Annotated in this window: 15 protein-coding genes; 8 read left to right on the top strand and 7 right to left on the bottom strand. The window is 70.6% G+C overall.

The window, feature by feature from the left end; all coding sequences use genetic code 11:
- Positions 1-82: 82 nt before the first annotated feature.
- The gene (locus BUR99_RS05075; protein ID WP_074259192.1) at positions 83-559 is read left to right on the top strand and encodes an aminoacyl-tRNA deacylase; all 477 of its coding nucleotides are present in this window, start codon (positions 83-85) and stop codon (positions 557-559) included.
- Positions 560-740: 181 nt separating this feature from the next.
- Here BUR99_RS05075 and BUR99_RS20605 read toward each other — a convergent pair whose 3' ends face one another.
- Complete coding sequence (locus BUR99_RS20605) at positions 741-863, bottom strand: hypothetical protein (protein ID WP_268754819.1); 123 nt, start codon at positions 861-863, stop codon at positions 741-743.
- On the bottom strand, positions 860-1,525 hold the full coding sequence (locus BUR99_RS05080; protein WP_074259193.1) for a DsbA family oxidoreductase: 666 nt from the start codon (positions 1,523-1,525) through the stop codon (positions 860-862). The genes BUR99_RS20605 and BUR99_RS05080 overlap by 4 nt, the downstream gene beginning before the upstream one ends.
- A 95-nt stretch (positions 1,526-1,620) precedes the next feature.
- On the opposite strand from BUR99_RS05080, the gene BUR99_RS05085 reads away from it, so the two are divergent.
- From BUR99_RS05085 to BUR99_RS05105, 5 genes are all read left to right on the top strand, one after another.
- A complete protein-coding gene (locus BUR99_RS05085; RefSeq protein WP_074259194.1) occupies positions 1,621-2,190 on the top strand; it encodes a P-loop NTPase family protein in 570 nt (189 codons plus the stop codon).
- 45 nt (positions 2,191-2,235) lie between these two features.
- On the top strand, positions 2,236-2,820 hold the full coding sequence (locus BUR99_RS05090) for a PadR family transcriptional regulator (protein ID WP_074259494.1): 585 nt from the start codon (positions 2,236-2,238) through the stop codon (positions 2,818-2,820).
- Between the two features lie 50 nt (positions 2,821-2,870).
- Positions 2,871-4,583, top strand: a complete 1,713-nt coding sequence (locus tag BUR99_RS05095; protein WP_074259195.1) for an ABC1 kinase family protein — start codon at positions 2,871-2,873, stop codon at positions 4,581-4,583.
- Positions 4,584-4,659: 76 nt separating this feature from the next.
- Positions 4,660-6,000, top strand: a complete 1,341-nt coding sequence (locus BUR99_RS05100) for an SWIM zinc finger family protein (protein WP_074259196.1) — start codon at positions 4,660-4,662, stop codon at positions 5,998-6,000.
- Positions 5,997-9,278, top strand: coding sequence for a DUF7824 domain-containing protein (locus BUR99_RS05105; RefSeq protein WP_074259197.1), 3,282 nt, complete (start codon positions 5,997-5,999; stop codon positions 9,276-9,278). The genes BUR99_RS05100 and BUR99_RS05105 overlap by 4 nt, the downstream gene beginning before the upstream one ends.
- Positions 9,279-9,299: 21 nt before the next feature.
- Here BUR99_RS05105 and BUR99_RS05110 read toward each other — a convergent pair whose 3' ends face one another.
- Positions 9,300-10,106, bottom strand: coding sequence for an isoprenyl transferase (locus BUR99_RS05110; protein ID WP_074259198.1), 807 nt, complete (start codon positions 10,104-10,106; stop codon positions 9,300-9,302).
- Positions 10,103-10,840 (bottom strand): DNA repair protein RecO, encoded by a 738-nt coding sequence (gene recO, locus BUR99_RS05115; RefSeq protein WP_074259199.1) that lies wholly within the window; start codon positions 10,838-10,840, stop codon positions 10,103-10,105. The genes BUR99_RS05110 and recO overlap by 4 nt, the downstream gene beginning before the upstream one ends.
- A 252-nt stretch (positions 10,841-11,092) precedes the next feature.
- Between recO and BUR99_RS05120 the strand changes: the two genes are divergently transcribed.
- Positions 11,093-11,839 carry an SDR family oxidoreductase gene (locus BUR99_RS05120; protein WP_074259200.1) on the top strand — a complete coding sequence of 249 codons (747 nt, stop codon included), beginning with the start codon at positions 11,093-11,095 and terminating at the stop codon, positions 11,837-11,839.
- A complete protein-coding gene (locus tag BUR99_RS05125; protein ID WP_074259201.1) occupies positions 11,836-12,495 on the top strand; it encodes a trimeric intracellular cation channel family protein in 660 nt (219 codons plus the stop codon). Before BUR99_RS05120 ends, BUR99_RS05125 begins: the two co-directional genes overlap by 4 nt.
- Positions 12,496-12,557: 62 nt before the next feature.
- Here the strand turns inward: BUR99_RS05125 and leuA are convergent, their stop codons facing one another.
- The 3 genes from leuA to BUR99_RS05140 all read right to left on the bottom strand — a co-directional run bounded on the left by leuA (position 12,558) and on the right by BUR99_RS05140 (position 16,720).
- The gene (gene leuA, locus BUR99_RS05130) at positions 12,558-14,333 is read right to left on the bottom strand and encodes a 2-isopropylmalate synthase (protein WP_074259202.1); all 1,776 of its coding nucleotides are present in this window, start codon (positions 14,331-14,333) and stop codon (positions 12,558-12,560) included.
- A 228-nt stretch (positions 14,334-14,561) separates the two neighbouring features.
- Complete coding sequence (locus BUR99_RS05135) at positions 14,562-15,959, bottom strand: ABC transporter permease (protein ID WP_074259203.1); 1,398 nt, start codon at positions 15,957-15,959, stop codon at positions 14,562-14,564.
- Positions 15,959-16,720, bottom strand: a complete 762-nt coding sequence (locus tag BUR99_RS05140) for an ABC transporter ATP-binding protein (RefSeq protein WP_056649635.1) — start codon at positions 16,718-16,720, stop codon at positions 15,959-15,961. The genes BUR99_RS05135 and BUR99_RS05140 overlap by 1 nt, the downstream gene beginning before the upstream one ends.
- Positions 16,721-16,769: the final 49 nt, after the last annotated feature.

Here is a 16,769-nt window from a genome sequence, read left to right on the forward strand (position 1 = left end):
TTCTCCCAGAGATCGGGGCGCGCTCGCCCGCTTCGGCCGTGCGCGCCTAGGATTCTCGGAGGACGAGGCTGGGGAGGACGACATGTCGGAGCTCACGGGTGCGGACCGGGTGCGAGCGGATGCCGCGGCACGCGGCCTCGAGGTCGAGATCATCGAGCGTCCTGCCGCGAACAGCCTCGAGGAGGCCGCCGCGCTCATGGGCATCACGCCCGCCGACATCGTGAAGTCGCTCGTCGTCAAGCGCAGCGACGACACCTACGTCTTCGCCCTCGTGCCGGGCGGCCGCAAGATCTCGTGGTCGAAGTTGCGCGCCGTCGTCGGCGTCAACAAGCTGCAGCTGCCCGACGCCTCGCTCGCGCTCGCCGCGACCGGATACGAGCGCGGCACGATCACGCCGCTGGGCTCGACCACGGCGTGGCCCGTCGTCGCCGACGCCTCGATCGCGGGCCGGCGCGTCTCGATGGGCGCCGGCGAACACGGCCGCAGCCTCTTCGTCGACGCCGATCGACTCATCGACGCGTTCGGCGCGACCGTGGCCGACATCTCGGACCCCGAGTAGCGCAGGCTCCGGTCGTCGCGAGCCCGCTTCTGCGGGTCGAGCCTGTCGGGACCGGGGTTTCGACAGGCTCGACCAGCAGGTTTCGACAGGCTCAACCAGCAGGTTTCGACAGGCTCAACCAGCAGGTTCGACAGGCTCAACCAGCAGGTTCGACAGGCTCAACCAGCAGGTTTCGACAGGCTCAACCGGCAGGGGGGATGAAGCAGACGTCGCCCTCGCAGACCATGGCCGACGGGTCGCCCGTGATCATGGCGAAGGGCGCGGGCGCCGCGGCATCCGTCGTCGCGGTGTCGACCTCGCTCACGCGACGGCACCCTCGCGCTCGCCGGCGATCTGCGTGAGCGCCTGCGCGAAGACCTCCGCAGGCTGTGCGCCCGAGATGCCGTATTTGCCCTCGATCACGAAGAACGGCACGCCGTTGATGCCGTAGGCCTGCGCCTGGGCGATGTCGGCCTGCACCGCTGCGGCGTACCGACCGGACTCGAGCGCCTCGCGTGCCGCGTCGGCGTCGAGGCCGATCTCGGCGCCGAGCTCGACGAGCTCGTCGACGCGGCCGACGTGGCGGCCCTCGGTGAAGTACGCGCGCAGCAGGCGCTCAGTCAGCTCGAGCTGGAGGCCCTGCTCCTTGGCGAAGTGCAGCAGTTCGTGCGCCTTCAGCGTCTTGGTGTGCTGCAGCGCGTCGAAGTCGTAGTCGAGTCCGGCGGTCGCGGCGACGCCCGTCACGTGTTCGAGCATCTGCTGCACGCGCTCTGCGGGCATGCCCTTGTGCTTGGCGAGGAAGTCGATCTCGGAGCCCTCGAAGTCCACCGGGGTGTCGGGTGCGAGTTCGAAGGAGTGGTAGGTGATATCGACCTCGGGTGCGTCGTCGCCGAGCGAGGCGATGCCGCTCTCGAGGTGGCGCTTGCCGATGTAGCACCACGGGCACGCGATGTCGGACCAGATGTCGATCTTGATGGGTTCACTCACGACGTAGGCGAACGGATGGTTCGGTCTCCGTATTCCCGCTCAGGCGCGGGTCGTCGACCGCGACGTCGCGTGCCGGCCCGGTTTAGGGTGAACGGATGCCCCACGCCGCCGATGCCCCACGCGACCGCTCCCCGCAGCGCATCCTCGTCGCGGGCACGAGTGGAGCAGGCAAGTCGACCCTCGCACGCCGGATCGCCGCGGCATCCGGACTGCCGTTCCAGGAGATCGACGCGCTGTTCCACGGCCCCGACTGGACGCCGCGCCCGAGCTTCGTCGCCGACGTCGAGGCGTTCACGTCCCAGCCCGACTGGGTGACCGAGTGGCAGTACGACCCGGTTCGGGAGCTCCTCGCCGACCGGGCGACGACGCTGCTCTTCCTCGACTACTCGCGAGCCCGCGTGATGCGGCAGGTCGTCGTGCGAACGCTGCGGCGCCGCACGCGGCGCGAGGAGCTCTGGAACGGCAACCTCGAGCCGCCACTGACCACGATCTTCAGCGACCCCGAGCACATCATCCGCTGGGCGTGGAGCACGCATGCCAGCCGGGGCGACCTCGTCGACGACGCCGCGAGCCGACGCCCGCATCTCGAGGTCGTGCGGCTGCGGCATCCGCGTGAGGCCGAAGCGTGGCTGACCGCGACGTACCCCTTCCCTCCATCGCGATAGCGATATATCGTTGACTATCGCTCAGTCGTGAACCGGGAGGTCATCATGAACGGTCAACGCCCGACAGGCGGATTCGGTGGAGCAGGTTTCGGTGGTGAGCGCGGCTTCGGGGCAGGCAGCCCGGGAGCGGCGATCTGGGAGGCGATGGAGCAGCTTCGCTCCACCTTCGACCCAAGACCGGGCGTGAAGCGGATGGCGCGCGGCGATGTGCGCGCGGCCGTGCTGGCCCTCCTCGCCGAGCAGCCGATGCACGGCTACCAGATCATCCAGGAGATCGAGGAGCGCAGCGGCGGCTCGTGGAAGCCGAGCGCCGGATCGGTCTACCCGACGCTGCAGCTGCTGGCCGATGAAGAGCTGATCGTCGCCGAGGAGCTCCGCGGTCGCAAGACGTACTCGCTCACCGACCTCGGCCGCGCCGAGGTCGAGGGCTCCGCCGACCGCCCTGCCCCTTGGGAGTCGTCGTCGCCCCTCGGCAGCGAGCAGCACCGTGCGCTCTCGAAGGCCGCGGTCGAGCTCGCCGCCGCCGCCGCGCAGCTCGGCCGCAGCGGAACGCCCGACCAGGTGAAGCAGGCCGTGACGGTGCTCGACGATGCTCGTCGCGCGCTGTACACGATCCTCGCCCAGAGCTGACACGTGCGGCCCCTGCTACCACTGCGAGCAACCGGCGAGCGGATGGCTCGATGAGCGACCGTGCACGCCGTGCGCGCTCGCGCCGCATCCTGTCGTTCGCGGCCCGGCGACTGATCCAACTCTGGTGGTTCGAGCTCGCTCTGCCGAAGCTGGGCCTCGCCCGTGTCGCCGAGAACACGCGCGAACGGCGCATCCGAAAGCTCGCCGAGGACTTCCGCGTACTCGCGGTCGAGCTCGGCGGGCTCATGATCAAGGTCGGGCAGTTCCTCTCCTCACGCCTCGACGTGCTGCCGCCCGAGATCACCTCGGAGCTCGAGGGCCTGCAGGACGAAGTGCCGCCGGTGCCGTTCCCCGCGATCCGCGAACTCGCAGAGGCCGAGCTGGGCGCACGCCTCGAGCGGATCTTCGACCGGTTCGACGAGGTGCCCGTGGCGGCGGCCTCGCTCGGGCAGGTGCACCGCGCCCGGCTCTCCGACGGCGATGCTGCGGAGACCGGGCTCCACGACGTCGTCGTCAAGGTGCAGCGACCGGGCATCGACCAGATCGTCGCCGTAGACCTCGCCGCCCTCCGCCGTGTCGCCGGTTGGTTGCGGCGGGTGCGCATCGTCTCCGACCGGGTGGATGCCCCGGCCCTCGTCGAGGAGTTCGCGCAGACGAGCCTCGAGGAGATCGACTACCTGCACGAGGCCGCGAGTGCCGAGCGCTTCGCGGAGTCGTTCGCCGACGACGCCCGCGTGTACGCCCCGGCCGTGGTGTGGGAGCGGACGACCCGCCGGGTGCTGACCCTCGAAGACGTGACGGCGATCAAGATCAACGACACCGACGCATTGCGTGCCGCCGGCATCCCGCCGGCCGACGTGGCGCGGGTCTTCGCCGAGATCATGTTCGACCAGGTCTTCACGCACGGCTTCGTCCATGCCGATCCGCACCCCGGCAACATCTTCGTCACGCCGTTGCCCCGCGCGAGCGACCGAGACGACGTGCCGGGCGGGTCGGCTCTCCCGTGGCGGCTCACCTTCGTCGACTTCGGCATGATGGCCGAGGTTCCGACCGAGCTGCGCTCGGGGCTTCGCGCGCTCGTCATCGCCGTCGCCGCCCGCGACGGTCGCGCCATGATCGAGGCCGCCCGTGAGATCGGCGTGCTCATGCCCTCGGCGGAGACGGGCGAGCTCGAGCGCGCGCTCTCCCAGCTCTTCGCACGGTTCGGCGGCATGGGATTCGCCCAACTGAAGCACGTCGACCCGCGCGAGTTCCGCGAGTTCGGCGAGGAGTTCGGCGATGTCATGCGCTCGCTCCCCTTCCAGCTGCCCGAGCACCTGCTGCTGCTGATCCGGTCGATGGCGCTCACCTCGGGCATGTGCAGCGGACTCGACCCCGAGTTCAACGTCTGGGACGCCGTCGAACCCTATGCGGCCCGACTCCTCGATGAGGAGCGCGGCGATCTCGCGCGGGATCTCGCCGCAGAGGCGATGAAGAGCGCCGGACTCCTCTGGCGGCTGCCCCAGCGCGTCGACGCGCTCATCACGAAGGCCGACGAGGGGCGGCTCTCGTTCGACACCTCACGTCTCGAACGGCGTCTCGACCGAGTCGAGGGCGTCGCCCGCCGCGTCGTGTCGGCCGTGCTGTTCGCCGCCCTGCTGATCGGCGGAGCAGTGCTCGTCGCGCCGAACCCCGTGCTCGGAACGACGCTGATGATCGCTTCGGCGCTGCCGCTCCTGCACGCGTTGTTCGCCGGAGTGCTGGGTCGCCGCGGACGCCGCTGATCCCCTGTCCGAAGCCCGGTCCGCTCGGCTTGCCCCGCGCCTCGTTGCGGGGGTGGCCTCCGCTAGCCTCATCCCCATGGGTGTTCGCGGGTTCACGACGGCGTCATCGGCGACTCAGGATCGGCTCGAACTCGCGCTCGCCCCAGCGCTCACGCCCGACGGTACGGTCGCCAGTCCGAGCTTCTTCCACGGGTTCGCGACCGAGCCGCAAGTGCTGGCGCGCGGACTGCTGTCGCTCGCCGACATCACCGCCACCCGGTACTTCAAGTACACCCCCACCACGCAGCGCGACCCGGTGCTCACCGCCCACGGCGATCGACTGCGCGCAGAGGTGTTCTCGGCCTGCAACAGCGTGTACGCGCGTCTCGACGTGCTCGGCTCCGGCCTCGACGGCGGTGAGGTGGCCCGCGGAACCACCAACGTCGACATCGGGATGGCCACGCGACGAGCACTCGCCTCGATCGGCCGGAACGAGCTGTTCCATCTCGACGTCGGCCGGCACGGGTTGACCGTGGCCACGCTCTCCGCTGCGGCGACCGAGCGGCCGGTCGAGATGCCGGATCGCTGGGTCCACGCGCTCGGCAACGTCGCGGAGATGCACCGCCGACTCGAGCGGGCCTTCACGCTCGACCGGGCCGCCGCCCGCACGCTGCTGACCTCGATCCCTGCGGCGACCGCCGCGGGATCGGCCGCTTGGCTCGCACCGACCGCTTCGGGGTTCCGTATGGCACCGCGGCGCATCCCAGGCGCGGTCCACGTGCACGGTCTGCATCGCCTGAGCGCCCTGAAACGGCTGCTCCCCCACGTGACCGGGCTCACCGTGTACGGCCCCGCCGACGGCGAGCCGGGCACCACGGCGTTCGAGGTGGAGCTCCGACACGCTCGCCTGCTGCTCGGCATCACCGAGGAGGCATGGCGCGGGTTCTCCGGCGAGGGTTCGCTGGTGAGTGCGCTGGCCGAACCCGACGCCACCGGACACGCGGCACTCGTCTCGGCGCTCCTGGCGTTCGAACCGGTGATCGACGTCGAACGGCTGCGCCTCGAATCCGGACTCACGACGGCAGAAGTCGAGTCGGGTCTCGCCGTGCTCGCCGCCTCCGGCCGTGTCGGCTGGGACGTGCACGCTCGCGCCCACTTCCACCGCGAGCTTCCCGACGACCCTGAGCGCGTCACCCGCGGCAACCCTCGCGTGAGCGCCGCGCGTCGGCTCGTCGCGCAGCACCTCGTCGTGCCCGGCGTGCAGCCCGGGGAATGGCTCGTGCACGCCGGCACCCGCGACGATCCCGCCGACTACAGCGTCCGCGGAGCCGATGGCGCCGCACGCTGCACGTGCACGTGGCAGCTCACCGGGGGCGGCGATCGAGGACCGTGCAAGCACGTGCTCGCCGTGCAGATCATGATGAAGGAGATCCGATGACCGACGCCCTCGCACGCTCGCTCGAGCTGTTCCGCGACCTCGGCTGGGCCGACGCCCGGCAAGCGGTCGCGCTCGAGCTCCCGGTCGGGACCGAGGCGCAACGGCGCGAGGCTCGCGTCGGCCTGCAGCGCGGCGACTGGGACGTGTGGGTCACCGAGGGGAACACCCTCACCCGCGAGTCGGTGGTCGGCGATGCCGACCACGGAATGCTCGCGCTGTTCGCGATCCGCGTTGGTGCGGATGCCCGACGTGCTGAGGCGGTCCTCGGCGGGCCGGGCTCCGTGCCCGATCAGCTCGCCACCGAGGTGCTCGCGACGCGCGGCCCGGACTTCGCGGTCGCCTTCACCTCCCGCGCGTGCCGCTCCAACCGACGCCCCTGGGAGCATGCGACATCGGTGCACGCCGGTCGTGCGGTGCGCCTGATGCATCTTCACGGGCTGCCCGTGCCCGAGAGCGTGGAGTATCTGAAGGACTGGGCCGTCTATGCGGCCATCGCCCTCGGTCTGGAGGCGGAGCTGTACCCGGCCGCTCGCGGCCCGATCGATGCCGAGGTCATCCGATCGCGTTTCATCGATCACCTGCGCGCCGGTGTCGCCGTGGGAGCGCCGGCAACAGGACCGTTCGGCGCAGTGGTCGCCGCCGGGGTCGAGCAGGGCTGGGTCGACCGCGACGAAGCGGTGTCGCTCGTGCTGTCCGCGCTCGACGCCGCCCAGCGTCCCGGCGATCGCAAGGTCTGGGCCGGAGTCCTCACCGATTCCCTGGCACTGACCGGCGCAGAGCTCCTCGCTCAGGCCGACGCACTCCTCGGAGCCCTCAGCCACGCGGAAGCCCCGGTGATCACGGCCCTCGCGCCCACGATCATCGAGTTCGGCGACGAGTACCAGGCCGCCGACGTGCTCTCGCTCTCGCTCGCGGCGAAGTCCAAGGCCGCTCGACGCAGCGTGCTCGACGCAGCGCTGCGCCGCTCGATGCCACTCACGGGTGAAGCGGCCGAGACCGCCGTGATCGCCCTGTCGCCGATCGAGTCCGGACGAGACGGGACGCTCGCGAAGGCGGCGAGGGCGCTCCGGGAGCGATGGGGCGTCGCCACCGAGACCCTGCCGGAGACCGAGACCGAGACCGCTTCGACCGCGTGGCAACCCGTACCCGAGGTGTGGACGGTACCGCGATTCCAGCTGCCGGATGTCTCGCCTTCCGCACTCGCCGAGGCCGCAGGTGTGCTGTATTCGCGCCCGGACGGCGCCGAAGACCTGGAGGTCGACCGCTTCCTGGAGCTCGCGAACGCGGTCGCGCGTGCGGATGCGGAGGCAGCGCGCGCCGCGCTCCGCGGACTGAGGCCGAACTGGCGGGCGGGAGCGAGCGCCGCTGCGGACTGGGTCGCCCGTACCCGCATCCGATTGCTCGACCGGCTCGTACAACCCGGCGACGACGACTGGCGGAGCGATGTGGTCTTCGGTCCGATGCCGGCGCGCGAAGCTGTGGTCGTCCAACGGCTCGGCGAGGTTCCCGCGCTGCTGTCCACACCGTCGTGGGACGACCTTCGGATCGCGCCGGACGACCTCGTCGAGCGTCTGCAGGAATACCGCGACACGGGCGCCACCGCGAGTGAGGCGGACCTGTTCCTCGCGCTGCTCCGCCTCGACCTGACGCTCGTCGAGCAGCGGCACCTCGATGCCCTCGCCGCGCTGGACGTGCCCATCGTGCTCCAGTCCGGCGAACGGATCACGGTCGCGGCCGGACCGGCAGCGCGCGCATATGCGCTCGATCCATTGCTCGAGCCGTCGTTCGTGCAGGACGAGGACGGCGACTGGCGTCGTGCCGTCACCGCGCTGCCGGCATCGCTCGCCCAGTTCCCACGGCGCATCGACACGACGAGGTACGGCTGGGGCACTCCGCTCGAATTGCCGATATGGGGCGATGGCGCCTACTCGGGCGATGGACTCGAGGCCGGCAGCGGGTTCGAGTGGCGACAGCTCGCGCGCCGCAACGCGCCGCTCACCCCGCGCCTCGCCGCACGACTGCTCTGCGGTCTGTGCTCACCGCACCCGAAGGCCGCCACCGACATGTTCGAGGCAGTGCTGGAGGCGTGGGACCGCGGGCTGCTGCGGCCGGGGGTGGCCGATCTCGGCCTGCTCGGCCGGAGCGGCCCGGGTGGCGTGCAACTCGCCCGCGTCGCGCTGGAGCTGAGCGAGGCCGGGCTCGGCTCGGTGGTCTGGCCGCTGCTCGACGGCTTCGTCGGCGAGTCGCTCGATGCGGTTCGCATGACGGCGGGCACCGCGGAGGTCGTCGAGGCGATCGGCACCCTGCTGCCCGCCGCGAAGGATGCCGTCTCCTCGGGCATCGGCGACCCGACGACGCTCGACCTGCCGCACACCCGTGCCCTCGCCGCCCGTCCCGGCTCCTCGCGTGCCGTCGCCGCCGCGAAGGCGCTCGTCGGCGAGCTCCCCGAACTGAGTGCGCACGCCGAGATCGACGCTGCTGCGCCGGAGCCCGCCGTCGATCTCGATGCCGTCTGGCCCGCCGGAGACGGGGAGGGACCCGCAATCGACGACGGCGTGCACCTCGCTTCGTCATGGCACATGCGCGGATCGAAACGCTTCGTGCCGATCGAGTTCAGCCTGCCTGAAGCACCCGAGGTGCGGTATCGGGCACTCATGGCCTGGTCGTACGCACTCGACCGCGAGGGTCAGCTCGACGCCGACACCATCGCGGGTGACGAACGACGATGGCTGCAGTGGGACGGCGCACTCGGCCGGATCATCCCGTCGGAGTTCCGCGATCGCGGCGCCGCCAAGAACGGCCCGTCGAGCAGCGACTCGGTCCCTCCGCTGACGACGCTCATGGTGGCGGTCGTGCTGGCGTCCCTGTGCTCCGACGTCGAGTCGCGCTACAGCGTCGACGCGATGGTCGCGGGCCGTCGGTTCTCAGCCGATTCGGTGCGCCTGGCCGCGTCGCGTCTGCTGCCGCTGCCTGACATCTCCCCTGCGCGCATGATGGGGTCGATCGAACGCGAGCTGCGCGCGCTGCCGGTGCTGTGGCCGCTGCTCACCGAATCCGTCCGCTTCGCGGCGTCCCAGTCGAAGCCGCCGTCGTGGCTGAACCGTGTGCTCGATGTCTCGCTGCTTCGAGCACCGTTGCTGCGCGCCGCAGCAACGGCGGGCCGGATCCCGGCAGAGGACGCCTCGTGGCCGGGGCTCGCGGAACTCGCAGCCCGGCCTGGCTCGAGCGCGGTGCTCACCAAGGCACGGAAGCTGGTGATCGAGCTCGGCCTCGGCTGATGCCGGCGATCCTCAGGCGCGTCAGCCGGCGGTCGGCGCGTCGACCGCGCCGCCGAAGCGGCGGTTGCGACCCGCGTACAGCTCGATCGCCTGCCACAGGTCGACCCGGGAGAAGTCGGGCCACAGCGTGTCGAGGAACACCATCTCGGCGTACGCCGACTGCCACAGCATGAAGTTCGAGGTGCGCTGCTCCCCCGAGCTGCGCACGAAGAGGTCCACGTCGGGCAGATCGGGCACGTAGAGCCGCTTCGCGATGAGCTTCTCCGAGACGGCAGAAGGACGCAGGCGACCGGATGCCACGTCGTCGGCGATCGACCGCACGGCGTCGGCGATCTCGGTGCGCCCGCCGTAGTTGACGCACATCGTGAGGGTCAGTGTGTCGTTGCCGGCCGTCAGCTGCTCGGCGACCTGCAGCTCCTTGATGACCGAGGCCCAGAGACGCGGGCGCCGCCCGGCCCAGCGGATGCGCACGCCCCACTCGTTGAGCTGGTCGCGCCGTCTGTGCAGCACGTCGCGGTTGTAGCCCATGAGGAAGCGCACCTCCTCGGGCGAGCGCTTCCAGTTCTCGGTCGAGAACGCGTACACCGAGAGGTGCTTCACGCCCGCCTGAATGGCTCCGGCGACGACGTCGAGCAGCGCGATCTCGCCGGCCTTGTGCCCTTCGATGCGGGTGAGTCCGCGACGGTTCGCCCAGCGCCCGTTGCCGTCCATGACGATGGCGACGTGCTCGGGCACGGCCCCCTTCGGCAGCGCGGGCGGGTAGATGCCCGTCCAGTCGAGCGGCCGGTAGGGCACGGCGTCGCGGTGGGTGTAGGGCTTCGGGCTCACTGGGCGGTCGTCTCTCTGGATACGTGCGGCAGCGAGCGGAGGCCCCGCTCGAGGTGCCACTGGGTGTAGGCGGCGATGATGCCGCTGGCCTGGCCGCGATCGCGGTCGCTCGACGCCTTCGCGAACGCCCAGTCGCCGGCGAGCAGTGCGCCGAGGAGCGCCACGGTCGAGCCGGCGATGCGCGGCGTGCCCGGAGGGGCGCACTCGTCGCAGACGACGCCGCCGAGCTGCACGACGACCGCCGTGTGCTCGCCGACCTTGCCGCAGCGTGCACAGTCCTGGAAGCTCGGCGCCCATCCCGCGAGGGCGAGGGCACGCAGCAGGTAGGAGTCGAGCGTGAGGCTCGCCCCGTGCTCGTGTCGTGAGAGCGAGCGCAGTGCACCGACGAGCAGCAGGTACTGCTGCAGCGAGCCCTCGGCCTCGGTGAGCTTGTCGGCGGCCTCGACCATGGCGTTCGCGGCGGTGTAGGCCGAGTAGTCCTGCGTGATGAGGGCGCCGTACGAGCCGAGCGACTCGGCCTGCGTCACGACGTCGAGGCTCCGGCCCTCGTAGAGCTGCAGGTCGGCGACCATGAACGGCTCGAGCCGAGACCCGAACTTCGACCCTGTTCGCCGCACGCCCTTGGCGACGGCGCGGATCTTGCCGTGCTGCCGGGTCAGCAGGGTGACGATGCGGTCGGCCTCGCCCAGCTTGTGGGTGCGGAGCACGACGGCTTCATCTCGGTACACGGGCACCCTTCATTCTCCCACCCCGCGCGGTCGAACCACCCGAAGCGGATGCCGCGGCGACTCGAATACCCATCCGCGAACCACACCCGTCCACACACACCGCGGATGCCGCGGCGACCCGATTACCCATCCGCGAACCACACCCGTCCACACACACCGCGGATGCCGCGGCGACCCGAATACCCATCCGCGAACCACACCCGTCCACACACACCGCGGATGCCGCGGCGACCAGATCCTGCATGCTTGACTGGGCGCATGGCAGAGATCCTCGTCACGGGAGCGACCGGCACGGTCGGGCGCCGGCTCGTCGAGCGGCTCCGCGATCGCGGCGACATCGTGCGGGCGCTGAGTCGCCGCAGCGGACCGGGCCTCGTGACCGGCGACCTCGCGACGGGAGCGGGCATCGAGGCAGCGGTCGACGGCGTCGACACGATCGTGCACCTCGCGACGACGAACCACGACGACTCGGGGATCGCGCGGACGCTCGTCGAGGCGATCGGCCCAGAGCGACGCGCGCACCTCGTGCTGCTCTCCATCGTCGGCATCGACCGCAACCCGCTGCCGTACTACCGCGGCAAGCTGGCGACCGAGTCGGTCGTGACCGGCTCGGGGGTGCCGCACACGATCCTCCGAGCGACCCAGTTCCACAGCTTCGTGACGTCGCTCCTCGACGCGCAGCGGTACTCCCCCGTACTCGTCGCACCGTCGATCAGCCTGCAGCCGATCGACGTCGGCGAACTCGTCGACCGCCTCGTCGAGCTCATCGACACAGCGCCGTCCGGCCGTGCGCCCGACATCGGCGGCCCCGAGGTGCGCACGGTCCGCTCGCTCGCCGAGGCGTATCGCACCGCCCGGGGCTCTCGTCGCCCGATCATGCCGCTGCGCCTGCCCGGTGCGACGTTCCGGGCATTCCGCTCGGGCGCCGCCCTCGTGCCAGCAGCGCAGACCACGACCGTCACCTTCGAGCAGTTCCTCGCGGCGCGTGATTCACTGGTGCCGTGAGCTCCGCACTCTTCGTCATCCCCCTCTGGCTCGACCTCACGGCTGTGGCGATCGGAGCCATCCAGGGTGCGATGTTCGCGGCCCGCCTCACCGAGCGCCGCATCGACCTGCTCGGCGTCGCACTGATCGGCGTGCTCGTCGGACTCGGCGGCGGTCTGCTGCGCGACGTGCTGTTGAATCAGCCTCCCGCGGCGATCTTCGACAACTGGTACATCCCCGTCGCGACCGCGGCTGCCCTGCTCGGCATGCTGCTGCTGCGGGTGTTCACCCGGCTCAATGGGCTCATCATCGCCCTCGACGCCGTCACCATCGGGCTCTTCGGCGCGATCGGCACGACCAAGGCGCTCGCGTTCGGAGCGCCAGTGGTGCCGGCCGTGTTCGTCGGCGTGCTCTCCGCCGTCGGCGGCTCGATCCTGCGCGACGTCGCCCTCAACCTGCCGATCGCGCTCATGCACGTCGGCTCGCTCTACGCGATCGCTGCGACCGTCGGTGCCGGGCTCCTCGTCGTGCTCGTCGAGCTCGGCGTGAACGTCGTCATCGCAGGCAGCGCGTGCGTGGTCGTGACCACCTTGATCAGGTTGGGTTCCGTGCGCTTCGGCTGGAGCCTGCCCGAGCAGCGTGCGCTCGGCTCGTGGAAGGTCTGGCGCCGAGCCTGACCCTCGCGCCCGGAAACGAGCGGATGCCGCGTGCACGCCCGTGCACGCGGCATCCGATTCGTTCAGACCCCGACGACCTCGCGCTCGGCCTCGGTGGCGACCGCACTGCGGAGCGCGCGGTTGACGGCCGAGACGACCGCCTTCAGCGAGGCGGTCGAGATGTCGGCGTCGATGCCGACGCCCCAGAGCACGCGGCCCTCGACCTCGAGTTCGACGTAGGCCGCGGCCAGCGAGTTGCCGCTCGCCGCGAGCGTGTGCTCGACGTAGTCGCGCAGCTGCACCGAGACGCCCTCGGCGCCCATGACCGCGAGGAACGCGGAGATCGGGCCGTTGCCGCTCGCGTCGGCCTCGACGCGCTCGTCGCCGTCGCGGAGGCCCACCCGCACGTTGACGACGCCGTCGAGTGCGCTCTCGGTGCGCAGCGACAGCAACTCGAACCGGCCCCACTTCTCGTCGGGGCGCTCCTGCGGCGCGGGCAGGTACTCGTCGTTGAAGACGCGCCAGATCTCGTCGCTCGAGACCTCGCCGCCCTCGGCATCGGTCTTGGCCTGCACGACGCCCGAGAACTCGATCTGGAGGCGGCGCGGCAGGTCGAGCGCGTGGTCGGTCTTCAGCAGGTAGGCGACGCCGCCCTTGCCCGACTGCGAGTTCACGCGGATGACGGCCTCGTAGCTGCGGCCGAGGTCGCGCGGGTCGACGGGCAGGTACGGCACGGCCCACTCGAGGTCGCCGAGGCCCACGCCGCGGCGGTCCGCCTCTGCGTCCATGGCCTCGAAGCCCTTCTTGATCGCGTCCTGGTGCGAGCCCGAGAACGCCGTGTAGACGAGGTCGCCGGCCCACGGGTGACGCTCGGGTACGGGCAGCTGGTTGCAGTACTCGACGGTGCGCTTGACCTCGTCGACGTCGGAGAAGTCGATCTGCGGGTCGATGCCCTGCGTGAACAGGTTGATGCCGAGGGCGACAAGGTCGACGTTGCCGGTGCGCTCGCCGTTGCCGAAGAGGCAGCCCTCGATGCGGTCGGCGCCCGCCAGGTAGCCGAGCTCGGCCGCGGCCACCGCGGTGCCGCGGTCGTTGTGGGGGTGCAGCGAGAGGATGACGTTCTCGCGGTGCGCGAGGTGCCGCGACATCCACTCGATCGAGTCGGCGTAGACGTTGGGCGTGGCCATCTCGACGGTCGCGGGCAGGTTGATGATGACCTTGCGCTCGGGCGTCGGCTCGAAGATCTCGATGACCTGGTTGCAGACGTCGACCGCGAACTCGAGTTCGGTGCCCGTGTAGCTCTCGGGCGAGTACTCGTAGTAGACCGTGGTGCCCGGAATCGTCGCTTCCATCTCGCGGCACTTGCGCGCGCCGTGCAGGGCGATGTCGATGATGCCCTGCTGGTCGGTGCGGAAGACGACCTCGCGCTGCAGGATGCTCGTCGAGTTGTAGAGGTGCACGATGGCCTGCTTCGCGCCGGCGATCGACTCGTAGGTGCGCTCGATGAGGTGGTCGCGAGCCTGCGTCAGCACCTGGATGGTGACGTCGTCGGGAATCGCGTTGCCTTCGATCAGGCTGCGCACGAAGTCGAAGTCGGTCTGGCTGGCCGAGGGGAAGCCGACCTCGATCTCCTTGTAGCCCATCTTGACCAGGAGGTCGAACATGATGCGCTTGCGCTCGGGGCTCATCGGGTCGATGAGGGCCTGGTTGCCGTCGCGCAGGTCGACGGCGCACCAACGCGGTGCCTGCTCGATGCGCTTGGACGGCCAAGTGCGATCGGGCAGATCGACGCGGATCTGCTCGTGGAACGGTCGGTAGCGATGCACGGGCATCGACGACGGCTGCTGGGTGTTCTGCATGGGGTGCTCTTCTCGCTTACGGATGGGTTTCAGCCGACGACGAACTCCGCAGCGAGGGAGGCCTGAGACTAGGACTCGCTGCGGCAGCTAAGGAGAAGCAGGCCGTGAAGCACACGCCAAGGCTAACACCACCACTGTTCGGGCGCGCAACATGTGACGGAACGAGCGGATGCCTCCCCCGACGCATCCGCTCGTTCCGCTCCCCTCAGCACCTCGCGATGCAGCTCCCTAGTCGACCGCGAGGGCGACCACCGGCGAGACGCGCATGGCGCGCCGTGCCGGGGCGACGGAGGCCACGAGCGTCAACACGCCCGCCGCCACGAGCAGTCCGCCGAACAGCGCCCACGGGATGCCCGGGAGCACGAAGGTCGGCTCCCCCTGCGCGCCGCCGAGCAGCGCCTGCGCACCCGCCCAGCCGTAGCCGAAGCCGAGCGCGATGCCGGTGACGGTGGCCGCGAGCGTCAGCGCAGCGCTCTCGACGACGATCATGTGGCGCAGCTGCCGGCGATCGAAGCCGAGCGCGCGCAGCAGGCCGAGCTCTCGCGTGCGCTGCATGACGCTGAGCGACAGGGTGTTCACCATGCCGATCGCGGCGATCAGGGCGCTGAAGCCGATGAGCACCGTGAAGACCGCGACGGTGACGTTCAGCATCTCGTCGATGCCCGCGTACATCTCGGGCTGTGCGCGCTGCGCGGCGACCAGCATCGCCCGGTACGACTCCATCGTCACCGAGAACGTGGTGACGAGGGTGACGCCGATCACGAGGCCGATGGTCATGCGCGAGCTCCGCTCGGGGTGACGCACCGCGTTCTCCGCGGCGAGTCGCGCGGCGGGCGACGAACCGAAGAGGCGGCCGACGAGGCGCAGCACCGGCGGCATCACGACGTGGGCGCCGAGCACGATGCCCGTGAACGAGACGAGACCGCCGATCATGCCGACGAGCACCCCGTACGGCTCGGTCAGACCCCAGACCACGCCGGCGACCAGTAGGCCGATGCCCACGACGAACAGCACGAGGGCGGTGATGTTGCGCCCGCGACGACGGCCGAGCTCCTCGCGGTCCTGCTCGTTGGCGTTGCCGATGGCCTGGATCGGCCGCACGCGCAGCACCCGCCGCGAGCCGACCCACGAGGCGAGCCACGTGGTGATCACGACGGCGATCGCCGGCAGCACGACCATCGCGTTCAGGTAGCCGTAGTCGGTGGCGGGCATGAGGTCGTTCGCGACGGCGACCTGCTCGATGCCGAAGGCGATCGCGGTGCCGGCGACGACGCCGATCACCGCCCCGATGAGGCCGATCAGGAGCCCTTCACGCGCGATCTGCGCGCGCTGAGCCCGGGCGCTCGAGCCGATCAGGCGCAGCAGCGCGATGAGCCGTGTGCGACCGGCCACGACGGTCGAGACCGTGTTGGCCGTCACGATCGCGCTCACGTAGACCGCGATCACGATGAAGACGACGGCGACGATGCCGAGCATCAGCGCGACGGTCGCGCTCTCGCCGGTCACGTCGTCGGCGGCGATCGCAGCTGCGAGCAGCCCCGTGATGTGCAGCAGCGCGACCCCGAAGGTGCCCGCGAGGGCGGCGACGAGGAGCGTCGGCCACTGGTCCTTCAGTCGCGTGTGCATCAGGCCGCGACCTCCATCGAGAGCATGAACGACGAGATCTCCTCGGCGCTCGAACGACCCGAGTCCCGCACGATGCGGCCGTCGGCGAGGTACAGGATGCGGTCGGCGTGACTCGCGGCGACCGGGTCGTGCGTGACCATCGCGATCGACTGGCCGTAGCGCGCGCTCGCCGCGGCGAGCAGGCCGAGCACCTCGCGCCCGGTGCGCGAGTCGAGGTTGCCGGTCGGTTCGTCGGCGAAGACCAGGTCGGGCCGGGTGGCGAGGGCACGGGCGATCGCCACGCGCTGCTGCTGGCCGCCCGAGAGCTCATGCGGCCGGTGGCCGATGCGAGGTCGCAGGCCCAGCGTGTCGAAGAGCTCGTCGATCCACGCCTGCTCGTCGCGCGTCGGGCGGCGGCCGTCGAGGTCGAACGGCAGCATCACGTTGCCGCGTACGTCGAGCGTCGGCACGAGGTTGAACGACTGGAAGATGAAGCCGATCCGGCGGCGACGGAGCACCGTGAGCGCGGAGTCGGACAGCTCGGTGATGTCGGTGTCGCCGAGCCACACCTGACCGGCCGACGGCGAGTCGAGCCCCGCCATGATGTGCATGAGCGTCGACTTGCCCGAACCCGACGGGCCCATGATGGCGGTGAACTCGCCGCGGCGGAGACCGAGCGAGACGTCGTCGAGGGCGGTGACGGTGCTCGCACCGGTTCCGTAGCGCTTGCCGAGTTCGGCGACGCGGGCGATCAGGCCGAGGTCAGAGGGTTGGATCTGCATGTCTTCGACGCTACGGATGGCCCATGGGGCGAGGCATCCGGCGCTCGGA

Origin of the sequence: Agromyces cerinus subsp. cerinus (assembly GCF_900142065.1) — a bacterium.
Lineage (GTDB): Bacteria > Actinomycetota > Actinomycetes > Actinomycetales > Microbacteriaceae > Agromyces > Agromyces cerinus.

What these genes read in the sequence shown, in the direction of transcription:
- BUR99_RS05075 (WP_074259192.1), top strand. Translation starts at nt 83, where the DNA reads ATGTCGGAGCTCACGGGTGCGGACCGGGTGCGAGCGGATGCCGCGGCA.
- BUR99_RS05085 (WP_074259194.1), top strand. Translation starts at nt 1,621, where the DNA reads ATGCCCCACGCCGCCGATGCCCCACGCGACCGCTCCCCGCAGCGCATC.
- BUR99_RS05090 (WP_074259494.1), top strand. Translation starts at nt 2,236, where the DNA reads ATGAACGGTCAACGCCCGACAGGCGGATTCGGTGGAGCAGGTTTCGGT.
- BUR99_RS05095 (WP_074259195.1), top strand. Translation starts at nt 2,871, where the DNA reads ATGAGCGACCGTGCACGCCGTGCGCGCTCGCGCCGCATCCTGTCGTTC.
- BUR99_RS05100 (WP_074259196.1), top strand. Translation starts at nt 4,660, where the DNA reads ATGGGTGTTCGCGGGTTCACGACGGCGTCATCGGCGACTCAGGATCGG.
- BUR99_RS05105 (WP_074259197.1), top strand. Translation starts at nt 5,997, where the DNA reads ATGACCGACGCCCTCGCACGCTCGCTCGAGCTGTTCCGCGACCTCGGC.
- BUR99_RS05120 (WP_074259200.1), top strand. Translation starts at nt 11,093, where the DNA reads ATGGCAGAGATCCTCGTCACGGGAGCGACCGGCACGGTCGGGCGCCGG.
- leuA (WP_074259202.1), bottom strand. Translation starts at nt 14,333, where the DNA reads ATGCAGAACACCCAGCAGCCGTCGTCGATGCCCGTGCATCGCTACCGA.
- BUR99_RS05135 (WP_074259203.1), bottom strand. Translation starts at nt 15,959, where the DNA reads ATGCACACGCGACTGAAGGACCAGTGGCCGACGCTCCTCGTCGCCGCC.
- BUR99_RS05140 (WP_056649635.1), bottom strand. Translation starts at nt 16,720, where the DNA reads ATGCAGATCCAACCCTCTGACCTCGGCCTGATCGCCCGCGTCGCCGAA.